Source organism: Aggregatibacter aphrophilus ATCC 33389 (assembly GCF_900636915.1).
GTDB lineage: Bacteria > Pseudomonadota > Gammaproteobacteria > Enterobacterales > Pasteurellaceae > Aggregatibacter > Aggregatibacter aphrophilus.
The window spans coordinates 2,320,251-2,337,153 of the sequence record NZ_LR134327.1 but is presented as its reverse complement, the minus strand read 5'-3'; the positions used below and the strand labels follow the sequence as shown (position 1 = coordinate 2,337,153).

Sequence of the window (16,903 nt, the reverse complement as noted above, 5' to 3'; positions counted from 1 at the left end):
GAGGGCCGTTATAACAAGCTATTAGCCGAGTTTACTAAGCACTCCAATGTGGATGGGATTAATCTGATTAAAAAAATCTTACCACTGGAGCAAGCCAAGGCGCAGGTGGACGGGGTGCAAGCTGAAATCAATCGCTTGTATCAAAACCAAAGCACGCAAGAGCAACGTATCCAAGCGCAGGTGCAGGTGGGCTTAATTAGCCACCTTGAGGGGCAACAACAACTGAAGGCCCTATACACCGAAACTGTGGCAGAGCTTGAAAAACAAATCCCGGTATTGGAAAAATTGGCCAAAATGCCTGGCGCGCAAGGTGAAGCGGCCAAAAGCTCTCTAGAGGGCATGAAAATCAAGATTGCCGAGCTTAAAAATGCGGGAAATGACCTTGAGAAGACCTTTAAAGAGGGTTTAACGGAAGGATTGCAAACCTCTATTGTAGGGCTTGCTAAAGGGACAATGACCTTGCGTGATGCCGTGTTAAATCTCGCCAATACCATCATAAATGCAATGATTAATATTGCCGCGCAACAGCTCGCCATGCAGGCGGCAAGCGCGACAAGCGGTTGGTGGGGTGCGATTGCAGGTGCATTTTCCAGCGGTACCGTTGCGGCCGCAACAGGGGGTTATATCCGCGGTCCCGGCACAAGCACATCGGATTCAATCCCCGCCCGCCTATCCAATGGTGAGTTCGTGGTTAAGGCGGATTTCTGTGGCGCACTATGGCGTAGGCTTTATGCACGCCATCAACCGCCGACAACTCCGCTCATTTTCGCAAGGCGGCCCGGTATCTGTCCCTCCTGTGCCAAGCTACAGTGAGCCTGGATTAAGTGATTCTTTGCGTGACGGCCGCACGGGCACGCAGGTGGTAGCATCACCGGTCAACATCCAGCAAACCTTGGCAGTTGACAGTGCAGAGTTATTTACTGCGGGGCTCAAGACCACCGCGGGTGTTAAGGCAGTCATCACTATGCTCCGCGCCAACAAACAAACCGTAAAAGATATTTTAAATTAAGAGGTTATCACATGGCATACAAAACCGGCACCGCGCAAAACGAGCGCGATTTGCTTGACATCCTAAATAAGTTTTTAACCACCGACCCGACGTTGGTTGCCAATGGGCAGGCGTGGACGGTGTTGTTTGACCGCACTTTGCCGGCAACCACAACGACAAAAGAAATCCGGTCAAATCGCCTGGAAGTCCACCGGTACAGGGATTGAGCAGGATATTTATATTTGCGCCTCGACCGCCAATTTGATTTCTGCCGACACATACAATATTAATTTTTGGGGTGGTACGTTTTACAACCCACAATTTGTCACCGAGACACAAATCCACAAAGGCTTAATTAACCCGTCGCCTGGCGTGGCATTGTTTGCCGATAACCGCGCGATTGAGTATCACATTGTTGCGGATGGTCGCTGTTGCAAGATTGTGACCCGTATCTCGCAAGTGTGCTCAAGTGCTTATCTAGGCTTTATTTTGCCTACTGTGCCACCGACAGAATACCCATACCCGCTTTGTATCGCGGTAGTGCACCGCTAGTTGATGATAGTAATAGAGGTGTTTTTATCCGCTATTCACAGTCTGATAATTTTAATTCGTCTATCGTTAATCCGCTTTATGGCAATTGCTGGTTGATTACCCCTGACCAGACTTGGCGCGATTTTTACGGTGAGACATACAAAAACATCAATACCGACTCGGCATATCAATTTATGTATCCGATGTGTAATTACTATTCATACGGCAGTTATATGCAACCTCAAATTTTAAGTACGATGGGCGCTTCTCCCGGTGGGAGTTTTCCGCTTTTGCCGGTTGAGTTTTTAAGTTACAAGGTCTCCAGTCAAAAAAATAATCGCTGGGGGTGCGCTGGATGGCGTTTATTGGATTCCAGGGTTGCAACGCGCAGCCGGAGATAAAGTAACAATTGCCGAGGGGCGCTCGGGCGTGGTGTTTAACGGCGGATTCCGCGTTAAAACCAAGGATTATTTTGTGATTGAGACAACGGGAGCGTAGCCATGGCATATCAAACAGGCACCGCAAAAACACTAAACGAGCTATTAACCAAACTTACCGAGTTTGCGCAGACCCAAAATTGGGTCATTGATAAAGCAACAAACAATGAGCTCTATTTGCATAATGACGACGGTTATTGGTCATTTGTGTTATCCGCAGAGAGTAATTTTCTGTTTGGCTATGTTAATTCCGGATTTGACAAAAGTAAGGGGGCAGACGCTCAACCCGGGTCATCAAAAAATAACTCATTTACGACCATTGAGACCGCAACCACTCAACTGCATAGCGGTAATTATGTGTCTTATGATTTTTTTGGCACTAAGCAATATTTACACATTGTTGTGCAAGTCGAAGCTGATAAATTTAGACATTTTGGGATTGGTACGCTGATAAAGAGGGTGAGTATGTCGGCGGACAATATACTTACGGCACATCAATACAGGGACGATATGGGCATTACCAAGAAATAGATCACATTTATGGTTTTGCTAATGGTAAAAACGGTAATCAGGCAGTTGTTAGAGCTGATGGCATTAGCGGTGCAACAAAATCGCCGTGGTATTTTGCGCCGGTGAGTATTAATGATTTTAACGACATCAATAAAAAAGACTACGGTAAATATTTGCTGACGCTTGGGCGAGCATCAATGTACACCGACAATAAGACATACCACCCGGATAAATTACTGGTTGACTTTAGTCAATCAAAATTCGGTCAGACGTTAATCCCATGCCCGCACAGTTTGATTGCGCACGGCATTGACGGTGTGTTTCGCCGTTTGGGCATATTGCCGGACCGTTACGAGTGCACCATGGTTGGCATTCAGCCGCGCCAAATTTTAGAGATTGCCGGTGAGCGTTGGATGATTATCCCGAGCGCACAATACGACGAGCGCAATGCTAACTCAATCGAGGAGGGTAAAAACAACTCCGGCATCCAGGGCGTGGCATATCGCATTATTGAGTAGCAATTATGGCTAATATCACGGCATACAAAGCAAAAACAGGCAAATCGGGCGCGATTAAAGACACCGGCTATCTTGATAGTCTCACAACCCATCGCGGGGCTAACCAGCGCATTTTGGCGCGCCCGCGGAAGCTCATTCATGGTGCACTGACAGCTGGCGTGACGATTGATTTGACGCAATCCACGCGCGCTCATGTTGTGCCCAATTACTACGCTGATTTATATAAACGTATTTTTGTTATCCCGCACACCGTCAATCTTGGCTCAATCTCCACTGACCAGACTTTTAATGTGCAAGTTTGGAATGCCAACAAAAGTGCGGTAAAACTTTTATCTGTTTCCGTCGTCGGTGGTGAGGGCATAGAGCTTGTCGGCCCAACATCCGGCACGTTTAACGCGCTCGCCCTTAAAAAATGGACGGTTAAAGTCGGCATGCAGGGCACACCGGAGATTGATTGCGTAGTCACGTTTAACTTTTTGGGCAAAAGTCCCGTTACGCTACGCATTACCGGCTCGCGCTCCACTGATTGGTCGTTTATGCCGGATTGGAGTGAGGACGTCACCGAAAATCTCGAGTGGTTCACCCGCGTGCATCAATCCGTCACTGCCGCCGAACAACGTATCGCGCGTCGTTTAAGCCCGCGCCGCACGTTTGAGTTTAAAGTGAGTTTTAGTGACACCGAGCGCCAACTCTTTGAATCCGCCCTTTACGGCTACGGCTCGCGCGTGTGGTCGCTACCGATTTTTACCGATTGTGCAAGATTATTACAGCCTGTGCAACAGGGCGCGGTGGAGTTACCTATTAACACCGTGGGCTATGATTTTGCCGTCGGTGGGCGCGCAATTTTGATGACCGGAAGCAACAAGGAGATGGTTGAGATTACTGCGCTGGAGCCAAGTAAAATCACAGTTAAGCGCCCAATCGTTGGTAATTATGACCGCACTTTTACCGCCGTTTACCCGCTCCGCTCTGCTGTGCTTACGGATATGCCGCAAGTACGCCGTTTAAGCGATAACGTGTCAACCGCGCAAATCCGCCTACAACTGCACGAGCATAATGCGTGGAGTGATGATGTGAGCCATTTGCCGACTTATCGCAACCACCCGGTGTTGGAGCCGACATCGGAGTGGTCAGAAGACGTCACTGCGCAATATGCACGGCTGATTAAGACGCTGGATAATGAGACGGGCTTGCCGTATTACTTGGATACCGCAAACAAAGCCATGCAAATCACCGCCCACCGCTTTGTGGCAAGTGGGCGGGAAGAACAACGCAAGCTCCGCAATTTGTTTTACCACTTGCGCGGGCGTCAACGTGCGATTTGGGTGGCAACCTCAAGCACAGATGTGACGCCGGTGGGCGATATTGTCGGCAAGACTTTAGATATTGCCTACATCAACTATACCGGCGCACTGCAAAAGCAAACAGGACGCCAAGACGTGCGCATTGAGTGCACCGGCGGGCGGATTTTTTATCGCCGTATTGTGTCATCCGCAGTGATTAACTCTGCAACAGAGCGGCTCGCCTTTGACGGCGACACGCTCAATATCAAACAAGCGGAGATTCTTAAGATTTCGTACTTGACACTGTCCCGCTTGGAGAGCGACACAGTCAGTTGGGTGCATCACACTGACGCAGACGGCGCGGCAACAGTGACAGTGAGCTTCCGCGGGCTCCGCGATGAGCTTGAGCCGTAAAAACATCCATAAAAACGACCGCACTTTAAAGGCGGTTTAAAGGATATTTAAAGATGAGTTATTTAAGCAAAACACATTCCGTCTCTGAGGGGCGCCCGATTGATTTATATCAATTTGTGCGCGGCGAAAACGAGAAAATCTGGCGCTTTTGCAATGCGGACAAGGATTTAGAGATTAACAGCGAGAAATGGCTAGCGTCCGCTATCAGTGATGCCCGCGACGGCGGAGGTGATGGCAATGTGACGCTTCGCATGCCAAGCAACAACCCCGTGGCGCGCCTGTATCGAGGGCTTCCGCCTAGCCAAACTGTTAAGCTCACTATTATGCGCTTGCATGAGGACGACAACGAGATCCGTATTGTGTGGATTGGTACGATTACGGAGGCAAGTCGCCCGGATATACATACTACCAATCTTACCTCCGCGGCATTGTCCGACACCATGGATAGCGCAGGATTGCGCCTGACTTGGGGGCGTAACTGCCCTTATACACTGTATGACGTGGATTGCAAAGTTAAGCCGGGCAATTTTGTCGTCGCGGGGCTCACCATAAGCGCGATGGATGGTGTATCTATCACTGTTGATTTACCGCAAAACTTGCCGCAGGGTTGGTTTAATGCAGGTTTCATCGAGTGGACGGACGACGGCGTGCGCGAGGTGCGTGCAGTGACCGTTCATCAAAATAACAAACTCACGCTTATGGGCGGCACCCAAAAACTGTCTGTCGGCACAGTCATTAAGGTGTATCCGGGGTGTGATGGGCGCGCCGAGACGTGTCTTAAAAAGTTTAACAATATGCTCAATTACGGTGGCGCGCCGCACATGCCAAATAAGTCGCCGTATGATGGCTCGCGGGTATTCTGAGGGGTATTAATTATGTATGAGTCAATTGCATGGGCAATCGTCAAAATCGTCGCTTGGGCGGTTGCCAGTTATTACATCAATCAAGCGCTTAACAATAAGCGAGGCAATAATAACAGCCCCGATGCGGTGAACGCAAAAGATTGGAATTTTCCGCAAATTGACGAGGGCACGCCGCAGTGTGTGTTTTTTGGCGATTGTTGGACTGAGGACTGGCAAGTGTTGGCGTATGGTAACTACCGCACCACCGAAATCAAAAAAGGTTAAGTTATGGACAAGATGACTATCACAATGCAAGACATGCGCCGGGTAGATTTCTGCGCCTCCGGTGTGGAGGCGTTTTTTGTACGCGAAGGCTTGGACTATGCCGATTTTTTAGCACACGGGATTGATTCTGACGTGCTTTTAAACACGGGCAGTGTATTTGCCCGCAAATGTATTAATGCCGCCATTGCGGCGCGTCAAGGAGATAAATAATGGGTGGTAAACGTGGCGGCGGGTCGGTAACGGTTGGTTATCGCTATTATTGGGATATTCAAAGTGGGCTTGGACGCGGACCGGTGGACGAGATTGTTGAGTTACGTGTGGACGACAAAACCGCCTATGTTGGCAAGCCGGGTGAGCTCACTCACTCTCAGGCGATTTATATCGACAAGCCCAACCTCTTCGGCGGTGATAACACCGGCGGCGAGGGTGGGATTCAAGGCCGGATGGAGATACTCATGGGCGAGCCCGACCAAAAGCCGACACAAATGCTGATTAATTTACTCAAAGGAGTTTATAACCCATCGCTTGCCACCCATGCCTCAAGATGGCTGCGCAAATATGCAAACAAAAACCCTGAGCGCAATAAATTTTTTCAAAATGGCAACGTAGAGCCGGGTAATCTTAGCCAAGATGACATAATTCCCGGCTTCCGCGGCGTCGCCACGACAGTGTTTAGCGGGTTGATTAGTTGCTATAACGCCTATCCCAAAAAGCACAGTTACCGCGTGCGCAGAGCAAATAAAGGCTGGCACGGCGGTGTGGTGTGGTACCCCGAAAAAGCTAAAATCTTGCTACGCAACAATAATCTCAAAATCTCCGGCTTGACACCGGAGCAAGAAAAAAATGTACGAGAGATTCACGCCATGAATCCGGCACATATCTTGGTTGAGTGCGCTACGAATAAGAGTTGGGGCGGTAAAAAAGACCTTTCCGATTTGGATTTGGATAGCTACAAAAAAGCCGCCGATACGCTTTATGCCGAGGGCTTTGGCTTGTGTATCCGCTACAACCGCCAAACCTCCATTAAAGAGTTCATTCAGCAAATTGTGGATCACATCGGCGCGGCGCAATATGACAACATTGAGACCGGTAAACAAGCGATTAAGCTGATTCGCCATGATTACAAGGTCGAGGATTTACCGCTGTTTACATACGATAACGGGATTCTTTCAGTGCTCGATGATGATAGTGCGGCAACCGATAAGCAGGCCAATCAAATCATTGTTAAATACCGTGAGCCGGTGACAAACCGCGACGACCAGGCTATTGCTAACAATATCGCGGCAGTGCAAATGCACGGCGTAATTAGTAAGACGGTTGAGTATAAAGGGATTCCAACGTTTGATTTGGCGGCGCGTGTGGCTCAGCGTGATTTAGAGATGATTGCCAGTGGTTTAACGCGACTTAAAATCACCTTTGATATGCGTGGTAGTGAGTTACGCCCGGGTGATGTTATCCGGGTTAATCTGCCGGAGCGTGATATTGTGGACGTGGTCTTTCGGGTCGGTGAGCTTAAAAACGGCAATGAGGGCGAGATTGTCGCCACTTGCTTGCAGGATGTGTTTGGGTTGCCATCAGCTAACTACTCCACCCAAAAGGGCGAGTCGCTTTATGTGCCGCCCGATTACACCGCCAAACCGATTGAGCACGCGCAGTTGTTTGAGGTGCCATATCATGTCCTCCCGCTTGTATTGACGGACGCGGAGTTGGTGTATGTTAAGCCGACTGATTGCTTTGTGTGGGGCATGGGCGCGCAACCTACCCCGCTTTCCGTTGGCTATGACATGTTAGTCAACGTAGGCGCGGGCTATGCGCAGACTGCGACAGGCTCATTCACGCCATGTATTGAGCTGGTCGGCGAGGTGAGCCCTTATCAGACTAGCATTAAGTTTAGGTTAGAGGGTGAGTATTCCGCCCTTGCGGGCGCCGAGGCGCTCATTGTGGATGATGAGATTATTAAGATTGATTCCGTCGATTTTAAAACCGGCACAATGACTGTGGGGCGCGGTTGTGCGGATACTATCCCACAAGCGCATAAAGCGGGCGTCTTGGCGTGGTGTTATCTGCTTGCCGCCGGCACGGATGAGACAAAATACACTGTGGGCGAGCAAATTAAGGGTAAATTACTCACCCGCACTGCACAGCAAACGCTTGATGAGAGCAAGGCTCAGGTGCTTACACTTACCACCCGTCAACGTCAAGCCCGCCCTTATCCACCTGGCAAAGTGCAAATCGATGGCGGTTACGGTAACACCATTAATGACAAATCCGCGTTTAAGCTCACCTGGGCGCACCGTGACCGTGATGTGCAGGCGGATAAGTTGATTCCGCATACGGATGACAGCACCGTTTTGGGCAAGGGTGTCAGCTACAAAGTAGATTTACTGGATGGCGACAGCGTGGTGCGGTCTATTGATACCACCGCAACCGAGTTTGTTTACCCGGACGCCAAAAAGGTAGATGGCGAGCAATTTAGCCAAATAGCGTTATATAGCACCCAAAATGGCTTACAAAGCTTGCATCGTTATGTGCTCAAAGTCGGCGGCGCGTTAGTGTTACTCTATAAGTATGATTATCGTGAGACTTGGACTGCGGGCGATGACTTAATCAATAAGTATGATGACAATGATATCCCAGGCGGTAAATACCTTATGTTGTCAAGTAACGCGGAGCCAAAATCCAACATCTATAAAGACTATGCAATACCCGCCGGTAAATATGCTCGTTTTGTGCTTGATTACAAAATTATGACGTATAACCAACGCCGCGGCAAATGCCGGGTGATTGTGCAACTGCTTAATGGCAAAAACGTGGTGCAATCATACGATTCAGATTTAATGGGCGACTGGCAAACTAATGAGTGGCACCCGCAACAAGTTGCAGATAAGTTACCTGCAGGGGTAAATATCATTAGGTTTAAGATTGTGCCGGAGGCGGATATCCGCAATAACGCACTGACATTTAGAGATATCACAATTAGAGTTGGGGAGGAGTAGCTTTCAAACGTTTTAAAAAATGACCGCACTTTATGAAGAAATAATCAACAACCCCAAATAAGGATTAAATAATGCAAGATAAAACAGTCACCCTCCGCAACGGCAATACAGGCACCGTCGTCTATGAGAGCCAATTTGGCAAGCTATTAATCGTTGAGCATAACGGCGATGAGCTACCGCCGACGCACTGGCACAACGCTAACGGCTCATTTTACGCAGACTCACAAAGCCCGCTTGATGTAGTTGATATTAAAGCGGAATAGATAATAACTTGATAAGTTCTAATCTCTCCGACATTAATGTCGGAGAGATAATTCAAAAGCCCTTTAAACCTAGTTTAAGGGGCTTTTAAATATTTACACAAAATTGACAAAATAGTGGTTGATATATTATATAGTACGATATAATATACACCCCGTAAGCAAGAGGGACGCGGCACCGAGCTTACAACATTATCAACCCGCCGCAGGAGATAACAAAATGGCTAAATACACAATCAAACACATCTGCGGACACACTCAAGTCCATCAAATCTACGGCACCAATTCTCACGGTGAGCGCGACAACAAACAAGAGTGGCTTGCCAATCAAATTTGCTATGAGTGCTACAAAGCGCAACAACAAGCAGAGCGCGACGCCAAAAACGCTGAAAGCGCAAAAGCCAACGCCGAAGCTCACTTACCAACCCTCACCGGCACACCGAAACAAATCGCATGGGCGGAAACCATCCGCGCAGAAAAAATTAAAAAATTAAATGAAATCTTGGGAAGAATTGAGGCGTTAAAAGCCAAACGAGCATTAACCGAAGTGGAGCTAGAACAAGATACGAAACTCCAAGCATTCGCCACTACTTATAAAAACGAGGACAGCGCGGCAAGATGGATTGATTTGAGAGACCACAGCGTCGAATCCCTTTTAAACGAGTGTATTAAATAATAACGCCACGCCCCGGGCTAACGGGGCAGGAGGATAAAATGAAAAAATCATCTCGCACACCGAGTTTTGGTTTACACAACTCAACGGATAAATGGGTATTAATCGTTGATGACTATTTTGGCTACTTTGATAACCAAGAAGAACGTGATTTTTATCACAAAAAAGCAAGTGACCAGTTTGTGCTATACCACGGTTGCTTAAATAAATTAGAGCCAAATGAGTCGGTTAAATACAATATTGACGGTGAGCCGTCAGAAGATATCGCAACCTACCAGCCAATCGACATTATTAACTACATTAAAACAAAAAGAGTACGTACAAGAACGCGGTTAAGCCGCAAACAATGCGACAAACTGGCACTAAATAACCTCCCTTTGCGGTTTGTTTATTACAAGCGTCGCGATGTCAAACTATTTGATTTTGACAATCTTGACTTGCGACCGGTCGATGAAATTTGGCGGTCAACGGTACATGGCGTAGATTTTGACAAATACAATTATGATGAGGACTAAAATGGCCGAAAAATACATATACCACGTCACGACAACAACCGGGCATGTGCGCAAAAGCCCGCGCTCGGAAATCTCATCGGACACCTCCGTACTTTTAAAACCGTGGCTTGATGATATGTTTAAGGGTATATTGCGTGGCGTCTTTGAGACGGATTACGCGTGCAAGTGCAACTTTAGCAACACTAATTTAGCAGAGTTTGAGATTGTGCGACTGGATGACGCGCTAAATCATACGACGCTTGTTAAGTTTGTCGTATGCCGTCGTTCCGCCCGCAAAGCGCAAGCATGGTCGATTGTTGACGGAAAAGGGGATCCACCGAACGTGCCGTTCTGCGCAGTTAAGCTCTACACAGACAATGTAACAATGCAAGACATGCTAAATATGCCATTATTTGCTGACGTAGAGCGATGTGTTGCATGGGCCTGGCTTGAGAGATAAGGAGTTAATTATGGGCTACAAAAAACTTGCTGACAGTACTAAGCGGCTGATTAGCCAAAACGCCGGCAATTACAACAAAGCAAACTATAAGCAAATCAAGTTCCAACTCAAACCCGAGGTCGTAGCTGAGTTTGATAGCTTATGTGTAACGGAGGGGATTTCTAAAGCGGAAATGTTCCGCAAACTGTTAACGCTTTACAAAAATTTACAAAATAGTGATTGATATATTATATAGTACGATATAATATAGACCACGTAAGCAAGAGGGACGCGGCACCGAGCTTACAACATTATCAACCAGCCGCAGGAGATATAAAAATGACAACTACAACTTATTATTTCAGTGAGTCCAGCAGCGTTAACGCAATAGCACAAGCAGAGATGCTAAAGGCAACCAATCTATCAGACGCTAAACGCGAGGCTTCCCGCCGTCAATGCTTCCAAGGTACAGCCCTCAAAATCGGTACAATCTACAGCCTTAACGCTAACGGCTTATTGGTTGATGAGATCGCAAGTAAAGAGGACGGCAAAAAATGGGTTGACCGTTATTAATTAAGGGAGTAAGATTTAAACCGTCAGAGTAATCTGACGGTGTTTTTTCGGATGTTTATCCGCGTGTTAAAATAAAAGGCTTATTAATGACTAACTATTAGTCATTCCCTATAAAGCTTCAAGCAAAAACGGCAGGTTTCGTACTCTGCCGTTTTTGTTTTGTACTTGGTAACGATAGGTAAATTCTGAGGGTAAATGACTTGGGATTACAGGTAAAATTTAAGGAGCGTTGTAACCACTTAAACGTGGAAAATGAGTGATTTTTTATTTCTAAAATTATACGGTTAAATTTCCAAAATTGCGCGGCTCGCTACAATCTGCCTCATCAAAATTATTATTTTTATCAAGCAGATGGCGAATATTTAGGCTTCACCAATAAACAATATGATTTGATTGTTTCTTGCTCAACGGTGCAGTGGTTTGAGAACCAACAAGCATTTATTCAACGTTGTTGGGAACATTTGGCGCCAAATGGCGTGTTGCTATTTAGTACATTTACACCAGATAATTTGACGGAAGTCAGAACCTTAAGTGGTATTGGCTTGAATTACCCCCATTTATGTCAATGGTATAATTGGTTGCTTGATAATTTTCATTTAGCTCATTTGGAACAAACGGAGATTGAATTGAAATTTGATTCCCCCTTGTTGGTATTGAGACATTTGAAGGAAACCGGTGTCACCGCAACGAATAATCAAATTTGGAACCGGAATAAAATTGTGCAATTTTGTGACCAATATCGTCGCCACTATGCCGATTATTCGGGCAAAGTGTCTCTAACGTATTCGCCGATTTTTGTCTTGTCAAAGAAAAAACAATAGTTTTCTTTGACTATTTAATTTTCTGAGAGTAATACTCACTCTCTATGCAAAAGGCAAAGCTATTTCCCCTCTCACTGCCGATCCGGTTAAAGATGTACAACGAAGATTAGATTATCAGGGTTATTACTCGGTTAATCAGTTAGGTCGTCTTCTCGAATGGGTCGGTAAAGTGCTCATCGTGCCAATACATTCATCTGAATACGGTGAAGTGTCCGTAGCTGAATAGGTTTTTTGGCAAATGCCTCAAAATACATAAAAAGTTGGGTGGAGGCGTGCAAAGTTTTAGGATTGCCATATTTTCTAAGGTAAAATTGCTACCTCTCAATTTTTGAATCTAACTCTATGAACCAACAACAGTTATTACAATTTGATCGTGAGCATATTTGGCATCCTTATGCTGCACTTCCACCAACCACCCCGATTTATGCCGTTGAACGTGCCGAAGGCGTGGTGATCACGCTAAAAGATGGTCGCCAACTGATTGACGGCATGTCCTCTTGGTGGGCGGCGTTGCACGGCTACAATCATCCGCGCTTGAATGCGGCCGCGACAAAACAGTTGGAACACATGAGCCACATTATGTTTGGCGGCTTAACGCACGAACCCGCCGTCAAATTGGCGCAAAAATTATTGCCTTTATTGCCGCAAGGGTTGGAGCAAATCTTCTTTGCCGACAGCGGCTCTATTGCCGTAGAAGTGGCGATGAAAATGGCGATTCAATATCAACACGCCAAAGGCGAAACACAACGGCATAAATTCGCCACTATTCGTTCCGGTTATCACGGCGATACTTGGCATGCGATGTCGGTGTGCGATCCGGTGACAGGTATGCATGGGCTGTTTGCGAAAAGTTTGCTGGTGCAATATTTTCTCCCGCAGCCGCAAACGCCTTTTGGGCAGTCTTGGAACGAAGACGATATTAAATCCTTAGCAGATTTATTAGAAAAAAAAGGCGCAGAACTGACCGCACTTATTTTGGAGCCGGTGGTACAAGGGGCGGGGGGAATGTATTTCTATTCGCCGATGTATTTGATGCGCGCCAAGCAGCTGTGCGAACAATACGGCGTATTGCTGATTTTTGATGAAATTGCCACCGGTTTTGGACGCACGGGCAAATTGTTTGCCGCTGAATATGCCGGCATTTCGCCGGATATTATGTGTATCGGCAAAGCACTTACAGGCGGTTATTTAACCCTGTCCGCCACCATCACCACGCGTGCCATTGCACAAACCATTTGCCAGGGCGAAGCGCATTGTTTTATGCACGGCCCGACCTTTATGGCGAATCCGTTGGCTTGTGCCATTGCCGCCGAATCCATTGATTTGTTGTTGGAAAGTGATTGGCAGGGTAATGTCCAACGGATCGAAGCCCAACTGAAAGCCGAGTTACGAATCGCGGCAAGTTTTAAATCCGTCAAAGAAGTGCGCGTACTCGGCGCTATCGGCGTACTAGAAATGCATGAGCCGGTAGATTTGGCGAGTTTACAGGCTCGTCTGGTGGCGCACGGTGTTTGGGTACGTCCTTTCGGCAAGCTCGTTTATATCATGCCGCCCTTCATTATCACTCCAACCCAATTATCGGCGTTAACGGCAGGCATGCTGATAGCGATTAAAGAGGAATACCATGAGTAAGTCAGATTATTTTGCAGCACAATTGGAAAAACTCCGTCAAAAAGAACAATATCGTCGCTTTCCGCAAATTGTGCATAAGGGCAATTTTGTGGAGCAAAACGGACGGTCAATGCTGAATCTGGCTTCCAATGATTATCTCGGGCTGGCTAATGACGATGCATTGCAGCAAGCATTTCTTGAAAAACTTGCGGAAAAACGACCGCACTTTACCTCGTCCTCTTCCCGTTTATTAACCGGTAATTTCCCTGAGTATGAAAGTCTTGAGCAGCAGATGGCGGAGGCATTTCAGCGTGAAGCCTGTTTGTTGTTTAACAGCGGCTATCACGCCAACATCGGTATTTTACCGGCGGTAGCTAATAAACAAACGTTGATCGTGGCGGATAAGCTGGTGCATGCCAGTATTATTGACGGCATCCGTTTGAGCGATGCGCCGTTTGTGCGTTATCGCCACAATGATTACGCCCATTTGCACGAGATTTTGCAAAAACAGCATCTCAACTACGAACGCATTATTGTGGTGACGGAAAGCCTGTTTAGCATGGACGGCGATTTTGCCGACTTACCTCAATTAGTGGCATTTAAACGGCAATTTGGCAATGTCATGTTGTATGTGGATGAAGCGCACGGCATTGGGGTTTACGGCGAACAGGGGTTAGGCGTTGCCGAGCAGATGAATTGCCTTCCGTACATTGATTTCTTGGTAGGCACATTCGGCAAAGCGTTGGCATCGATGGGGGCTTATGTGGTTTGCGATCAAGTGATCAAAGATTATTTAATTAACACCATGCGCCCGTTGATTTTTAGCACCGCGTTACCCCCGTTTAATGTGGCGTGGACAGAATTTCTCTTTGAAAAACGACCGCACTTCCAGGCAAAACGGCAACATCTTATGCAATTAAGCGCGCGCTTACGGCACATCGTGGCAGAAAAGTTAAATATGCCAATGCCTAGTGAAAGTCATATCGTACCTTTTATTCTCGGCGACAACCAACGCACCGTGCAAACGGCGCAACGCCTGCAACAGCAAGGATATTATTGCCTACCGATTCGTCCGCCGACAGTGCCTGTCGGCACCTCGCGTATTCGTTTGTCTCTCACCGCTGACATCACGCATGATGAACTTGAGCAATTTATAGAACAGTTATTTTTATGCAATATCAATTAATTAGCCAAAATCCACCAAGCCGGAATTTAATCGTTTATTTTGCCGGCTGGGGTACGCCGCCTTCTGCCGTACAACATTTAGCTATTCCACCGGTGTATGATCTGTTGCTGTGTTATGACTATCGGGATTTTTCGTTGGAGTTTGATTTTTCTCGTTATGAAAATGTGCGTTTGGTGGCGTGGTCGATGGGCGTTTGGGTAGCTGAACGTGTGATGAGACAAATCCCTTTGCTTTCTGCAACTGCGATGAATGGTACAGGCTTGCCCATGCATGATGACTACGGCATTCCATGTGCGGTTTTTCAAGGCACGTTGGATACGCTAGATGAAGTCAATCAAGGCAAATTTGAGCGTCGTATGTGTGGTGACAAACAGTTGTTGCAGCAATATCAATCTTTGGAAGGACGGCGTTCAATTGAAGAAATACACGCAGAATTGACCGCACTTTATGATGCGTTATCGGTAGAACATCAACATACGGCGTTATCTTGGACGAAAGCGATTATTGGTACACAAGATCGTATTTTCCCTGCACAAAATCAGCGAAATTATTGGCATGAACGCTGTGAGGTGAGTGAAATTGGTGGTGGACATTACCTGTTCCCGTTGCTACAAACCTGGGAACAGCTATGGCAATAACGCAACAAAGGGTGATGCAATGTTTTAGCGCCGCCTTACCAACCTACGAACAAAATGCCATTGCCCAGAAGCAAATTACCGAAGATTTATTACAGCTGCTATTGGATAAAGGCGCTAATCAATTTCAACGGGTGTTGGAGATTGGTTGTGGCACGGGCAGTTTTACCCGCTTGCTCATGCAACATATCAACGCAACACATTGGAATTGCAATGATTTATGCGATGTTACCAACCACTTGGCACATAATTTGCCACAGAAAAATTATCGTTTTTATCAAGGTTGTGGCGAGCATCTTGATTTTGCTCATCAATATGATTTGATTGCTTCCGCCTCGACCATTCAGTGGTTTGTTGACCCGCTGTCGTTTCTTCAACGTTGTGCAGCACATTTAACACCTCATGGCATGATTTTATTCGGTACGTTTGCCCCGACCAATTTACACGAAGTCAGGGCTTTAACAGGTGTCGGTTTGGATTACCCCGATCTAGCGCAATGGCTGGAGACATTAACGTCAGCTTTTTCTGTGTTGCATTTGGAACAAAAAGAAATTCAGCTGAAATTTGATTCGCCGTTGTCGGTGCTTAAACATTTGAAAGAGACCGGAGTGACGGCAACCAATAACCAAAGTTGGAATTACAAGAAAATTGCCCGTTTTTGTGAACAATATCAGCAACAGTATGCCGACGAGCAGGGTAATGTCTCGTTAACTTATGTGCCGATTTTAATGTTGGCGCAGAAAAAAGAGGATATATGATGGGAAAGGTATTATTCGTTTCCGGAATTGATACGGACATTGGTAAATCTATTGCGACAGGGTATTACGCTAAGCATTTAATGCAGCAGGGATATTCGGTGATTACACAGAAAATGGTGCAAACGGGCTGTCAGGATATATCGACGGACATTATCGTTCACCGAAAAATTCAAGGCATTGCGTTAACCGAGGAAGATCGTCAGGGCATTACATGTCCTTATTTGTTTGATTATCCTTGCTCGCCTCACCTATCCGCACGTTTGCAACAGACTTGCATTGATGAAAAAACAATTGAAAAATCCACCGCACTTTTGGCGCAAAACTACGATTATGTTTTGCTAGAAGGCGCGGGGGGCTTGATGGTGCCTTATTCCGAGGAGAAAACCACGTTGGATTATCTCGCGGCGCATGGGTATCCGTTAATTCTGGTGACTTCCGGCAGATTGGGGAGTATTAATCACACATTACTCAGCCTTGAGGCGTGCGCTCAGCGAAAAATTAGCGTAGAGGCATTGATTTACAATCTTTATCCGCCAACTGACGAATTGATTACGCAAGATACGCAACAATATCTGCGTGGTTACTTAGCTAAACGCTTTTCGACGACAAAATTTATGTTGATGGATAAAATCGATTTTTAGCATTGATT

General features: G+C 46.6%; 20 protein-coding genes and 3 pseudogenes. All 23 read left to right on the top strand.

All coding sequences use genetic code 11. The annotated features are described in order from the left end of the window. Positions 1-48: 48 nt before the first annotated feature. Positions 49-813: an HlyD family secretion protein gene (locus EL144_RS11665; RefSeq protein WP_232010628.1), complete on the top strand. Its 765-nt coding sequence runs from the start codon at positions 49-51 to the stop codon at positions 811-813. 19 nt (positions 814-832) lie between these two features. Next, the gene (locus EL144_RS11660; RefSeq protein WP_232010627.1) at positions 833-1,009 is read left to right on the top strand and encodes a hypothetical protein; all 177 of its coding nucleotides are present in this window, start codon (positions 833-835) and stop codon (positions 1,007-1,009) included. 11 nt (positions 1,010-1,020) lie between these two features. Further along, positions 1,021-2,017: pseudogene (locus EL144_RS11240) on the top strand (hypothetical protein). Between the two features lie 2 nt (positions 2,018-2,019). Beyond that, positions 2,020-2,487 (top strand): hypothetical protein, encoded by a 468-nt coding sequence (locus EL144_RS11655; RefSeq protein ID WP_232010626.1) that lies wholly within the window; start codon positions 2,020-2,022, stop codon positions 2,485-2,487. A gap of 101 nt (positions 2,488-2,588) precedes the next feature. Further along, on the top strand, positions 2,589-2,984 hold the full coding sequence (locus EL144_RS11650; RefSeq protein WP_232010625.1) for a hypothetical protein: 396 nt from the start codon (positions 2,589-2,591) through the stop codon (positions 2,982-2,984). Between the two features lie 5 nt (positions 2,985-2,989). After that, a complete protein-coding gene (locus EL144_RS11230; RefSeq protein ID WP_005705131.1) occupies positions 2,990-4,681 on the top strand; it encodes a hypothetical protein in 1,692 nt (563 codons plus the stop codon). A gap of 53 nt (positions 4,682-4,734) precedes the next feature. Next, the gene (locus tag EL144_RS11225; RefSeq protein WP_005705132.1) at positions 4,735-5,544 is read left to right on the top strand and encodes a phage BR0599 family protein; all 810 of its coding nucleotides are present in this window, start codon (positions 4,735-4,737) and stop codon (positions 5,542-5,544) included. A 12-nt stretch (positions 5,545-5,556) separates the two neighbouring features. Then, complete coding sequence (locus EL144_RS11220; protein WP_005705133.1) at positions 5,557-5,808, top strand: hypothetical protein; 252 nt, start codon at positions 5,557-5,559, stop codon at positions 5,806-5,808. Between the two features lie 3 nt (positions 5,809-5,811). Beyond that, positions 5,812-6,018: a hypothetical protein gene (locus EL144_RS11215; RefSeq protein ID WP_005705134.1), complete on the top strand. Its 207-nt coding sequence runs from the start codon at positions 5,812-5,814 to the stop codon at positions 6,016-6,018. Continuing rightward, positions 6,018-8,804 (top strand): phage tail protein, encoded by a 2,787-nt coding sequence (locus EL144_RS11210; RefSeq protein ID WP_005705135.1) that lies wholly within the window; start codon positions 6,018-6,020, stop codon positions 8,802-8,804. The genes EL144_RS11215 and EL144_RS11210 overlap by 1 nt, the downstream gene beginning before the upstream one ends. A gap of 71 nt (positions 8,805-8,875) precedes the next feature. Continuing rightward, positions 8,876-9,067: a hypothetical protein gene (locus EL144_RS11205; RefSeq protein ID WP_005705136.1), complete on the top strand. Its 192-nt coding sequence runs from the start codon at positions 8,876-8,878 to the stop codon at positions 9,065-9,067. 217 nt (positions 9,068-9,284) lie between these two features. Then, a complete protein-coding gene (locus tag EL144_RS11200) occupies positions 9,285-9,740 on the top strand; it encodes a hypothetical protein (protein ID WP_050332963.1) in 456 nt (151 codons plus the stop codon). A gap of 38 nt (positions 9,741-9,778) precedes the next feature. Further along, the gene (locus EL144_RS11195; protein ID WP_005705138.1) at positions 9,779-10,252 is read left to right on the top strand and encodes a hypothetical protein; all 474 of its coding nucleotides are present in this window, start codon (positions 9,779-9,781) and stop codon (positions 10,250-10,252) included. 115 nt (positions 10,253-10,367) lie between these two features. Then, entirely contained in the window at positions 10,368-10,691 is a 324-nt protein-coding gene (locus EL144_RS11190; RefSeq protein ID WP_232010624.1) for a lactate dehydrogenase, read from the top strand. Positions 10,692-10,701: 10 nt separating this feature from the next. After that, positions 10,702-10,914, top strand: coding sequence for a ribbon-helix-helix domain-containing protein (locus EL144_RS11185; protein WP_032995467.1), 213 nt, complete (start codon positions 10,702-10,704; stop codon positions 10,912-10,914). Positions 10,915-11,009: 95 nt separating this feature from the next. Beyond that, positions 11,010-11,243, top strand: a complete 234-nt coding sequence (locus EL144_RS11180) for a hypothetical protein (protein WP_032995468.1) — start codon at positions 11,010-11,012, stop codon at positions 11,241-11,243. Positions 11,244-11,557: 314 nt separating this feature from the next. Next, positions 11,558-12,064 (top strand): annotated as a pseudogene (locus tag EL144_RS11175) (methyltransferase domain-containing protein); the annotation flags it as partial. A gap of 61 nt (positions 12,065-12,125) precedes the next feature. Next, positions 12,126-12,239 (top strand): annotated as a pseudogene (locus EL144_RS11795) (23S rRNA accumulation protein YceD); the annotation flags it as partial. Between the two features lie 167 nt (positions 12,240-12,406). Next, entirely contained in the window at positions 12,407-13,696 is a 1,290-nt protein-coding gene (gene bioA / locus EL144_RS11170) for an adenosylmethionine--8-amino-7-oxononanoate transaminase (RefSeq protein WP_005704524.1), read from the top strand. Beyond that, entirely contained in the window at positions 13,689-14,861 is a 1,173-nt protein-coding gene (locus EL144_RS11165) for an 8-amino-7-oxononanoate synthase (protein WP_005704525.1), read from the top strand. The genes bioA and EL144_RS11165 overlap by 8 nt, the downstream gene beginning before the upstream one ends. Further along, a complete protein-coding gene (locus tag EL144_RS11160) occupies positions 14,846-15,499 on the top strand; it encodes a DUF452 family protein (RefSeq protein WP_005704527.1) in 654 nt (217 codons plus the stop codon). Before EL144_RS11165 ends, EL144_RS11160 begins: the two co-directional genes overlap by 16 nt. After that, positions 15,490-16,254, top strand: a complete 765-nt coding sequence (gene bioC / locus EL144_RS11155; protein ID WP_032995319.1) for a malonyl-ACP O-methyltransferase BioC — start codon at positions 15,490-15,492, stop codon at positions 16,252-16,254. The genes EL144_RS11160 and bioC overlap by 10 nt, the downstream gene beginning before the upstream one ends. Beyond that, a complete protein-coding gene (gene bioD / locus EL144_RS11150) occupies positions 16,254-16,895 on the top strand; it encodes a dethiobiotin synthase (RefSeq protein WP_032995320.1) in 642 nt (213 codons plus the stop codon). The genes bioC and bioD overlap by 1 nt, the downstream gene beginning before the upstream one ends. Positions 16,896-16,903: the final 8 nt, after the last annotated feature.

Bases quoted from the DNA above. Each gene is read 5' to 3' on its own strand.
- EL144_RS11180 (WP_032995468.1), top strand. From the start codon at position 11,010: ATGACAACTACAACTTATTATTTCAGTGAGTCCAGCAGCGTTAACGCA.
- bioD (WP_032995320.1), top strand. From the start codon at position 16,254: ATGGGAAAGGTATTATTCGTTTCCGGAATTGATACGGACATTGGTAAA.
- EL144_RS11165 (WP_005704525.1), top strand. From the start codon at position 13,689: ATGAGTAAGTCAGATTATTTTGCAGCACAATTGGAAAAACTCCGTCAA.
- EL144_RS11220 (WP_005705133.1), top strand. From the start codon at position 5,557: ATGTATGAGTCAATTGCATGGGCAATCGTCAAAATCGTCGCTTGGGCG.
- EL144_RS11655 (WP_232010626.1), top strand. From the start codon at position 2,020: ATGGCATATCAAACAGGCACCGCAAAAACACTAAACGAGCTATTAACC.
- EL144_RS11185 (WP_032995467.1), top strand. From the start codon at position 10,702: ATGGGCTACAAAAAACTTGCTGACAGTACTAAGCGGCTGATTAGCCAA.
- EL144_RS11225 (WP_005705132.1), top strand. From the start codon at position 4,735: ATGAGTTATTTAAGCAAAACACATTCCGTCTCTGAGGGGCGCCCGATT.
- EL144_RS11215 (WP_005705134.1), top strand. From the start codon at position 5,812: ATGGACAAGATGACTATCACAATGCAAGACATGCGCCGGGTAGATTTC.
- bioA (WP_005704524.1), top strand. From the start codon at position 12,407: ATGAACCAACAACAGTTATTACAATTTGATCGTGAGCATATTTGGCAT.
- EL144_RS11160 (WP_005704527.1), top strand. From the start codon at position 14,846: ATGCAATATCAATTAATTAGCCAAAATCCACCAAGCCGGAATTTAATC.
- EL144_RS11200 (WP_050332963.1), top strand. From the start codon at position 9,285: ATGGCTAAATACACAATCAAACACATCTGCGGACACACTCAAGTCCAT.
- EL144_RS11210 (WP_005705135.1), top strand. From the start codon at position 6,018: ATGGGTGGTAAACGTGGCGGCGGGTCGGTAACGGTTGGTTATCGCTAT.
- EL144_RS11205 (WP_005705136.1), top strand. From the start codon at position 8,876: ATGCAAGATAAAACAGTCACCCTCCGCAACGGCAATACAGGCACCGTC.
- EL144_RS11195 (WP_005705138.1), top strand. From the start codon at position 9,779: ATGAAAAAATCATCTCGCACACCGAGTTTTGGTTTACACAACTCAACG.
- EL144_RS11230 (WP_005705131.1), top strand. From the start codon at position 2,990: ATGGCTAATATCACGGCATACAAAGCAAAAACAGGCAAATCGGGCGCG.
- EL144_RS11190 (WP_232010624.1), top strand. From the start codon at position 10,368: ATGTTTAAGGGTATATTGCGTGGCGTCTTTGAGACGGATTACGCGTGC.
- bioC (WP_032995319.1), top strand. From the start codon at position 15,490: ATGGCAATAACGCAACAAAGGGTGATGCAATGTTTTAGCGCCGCCTTA.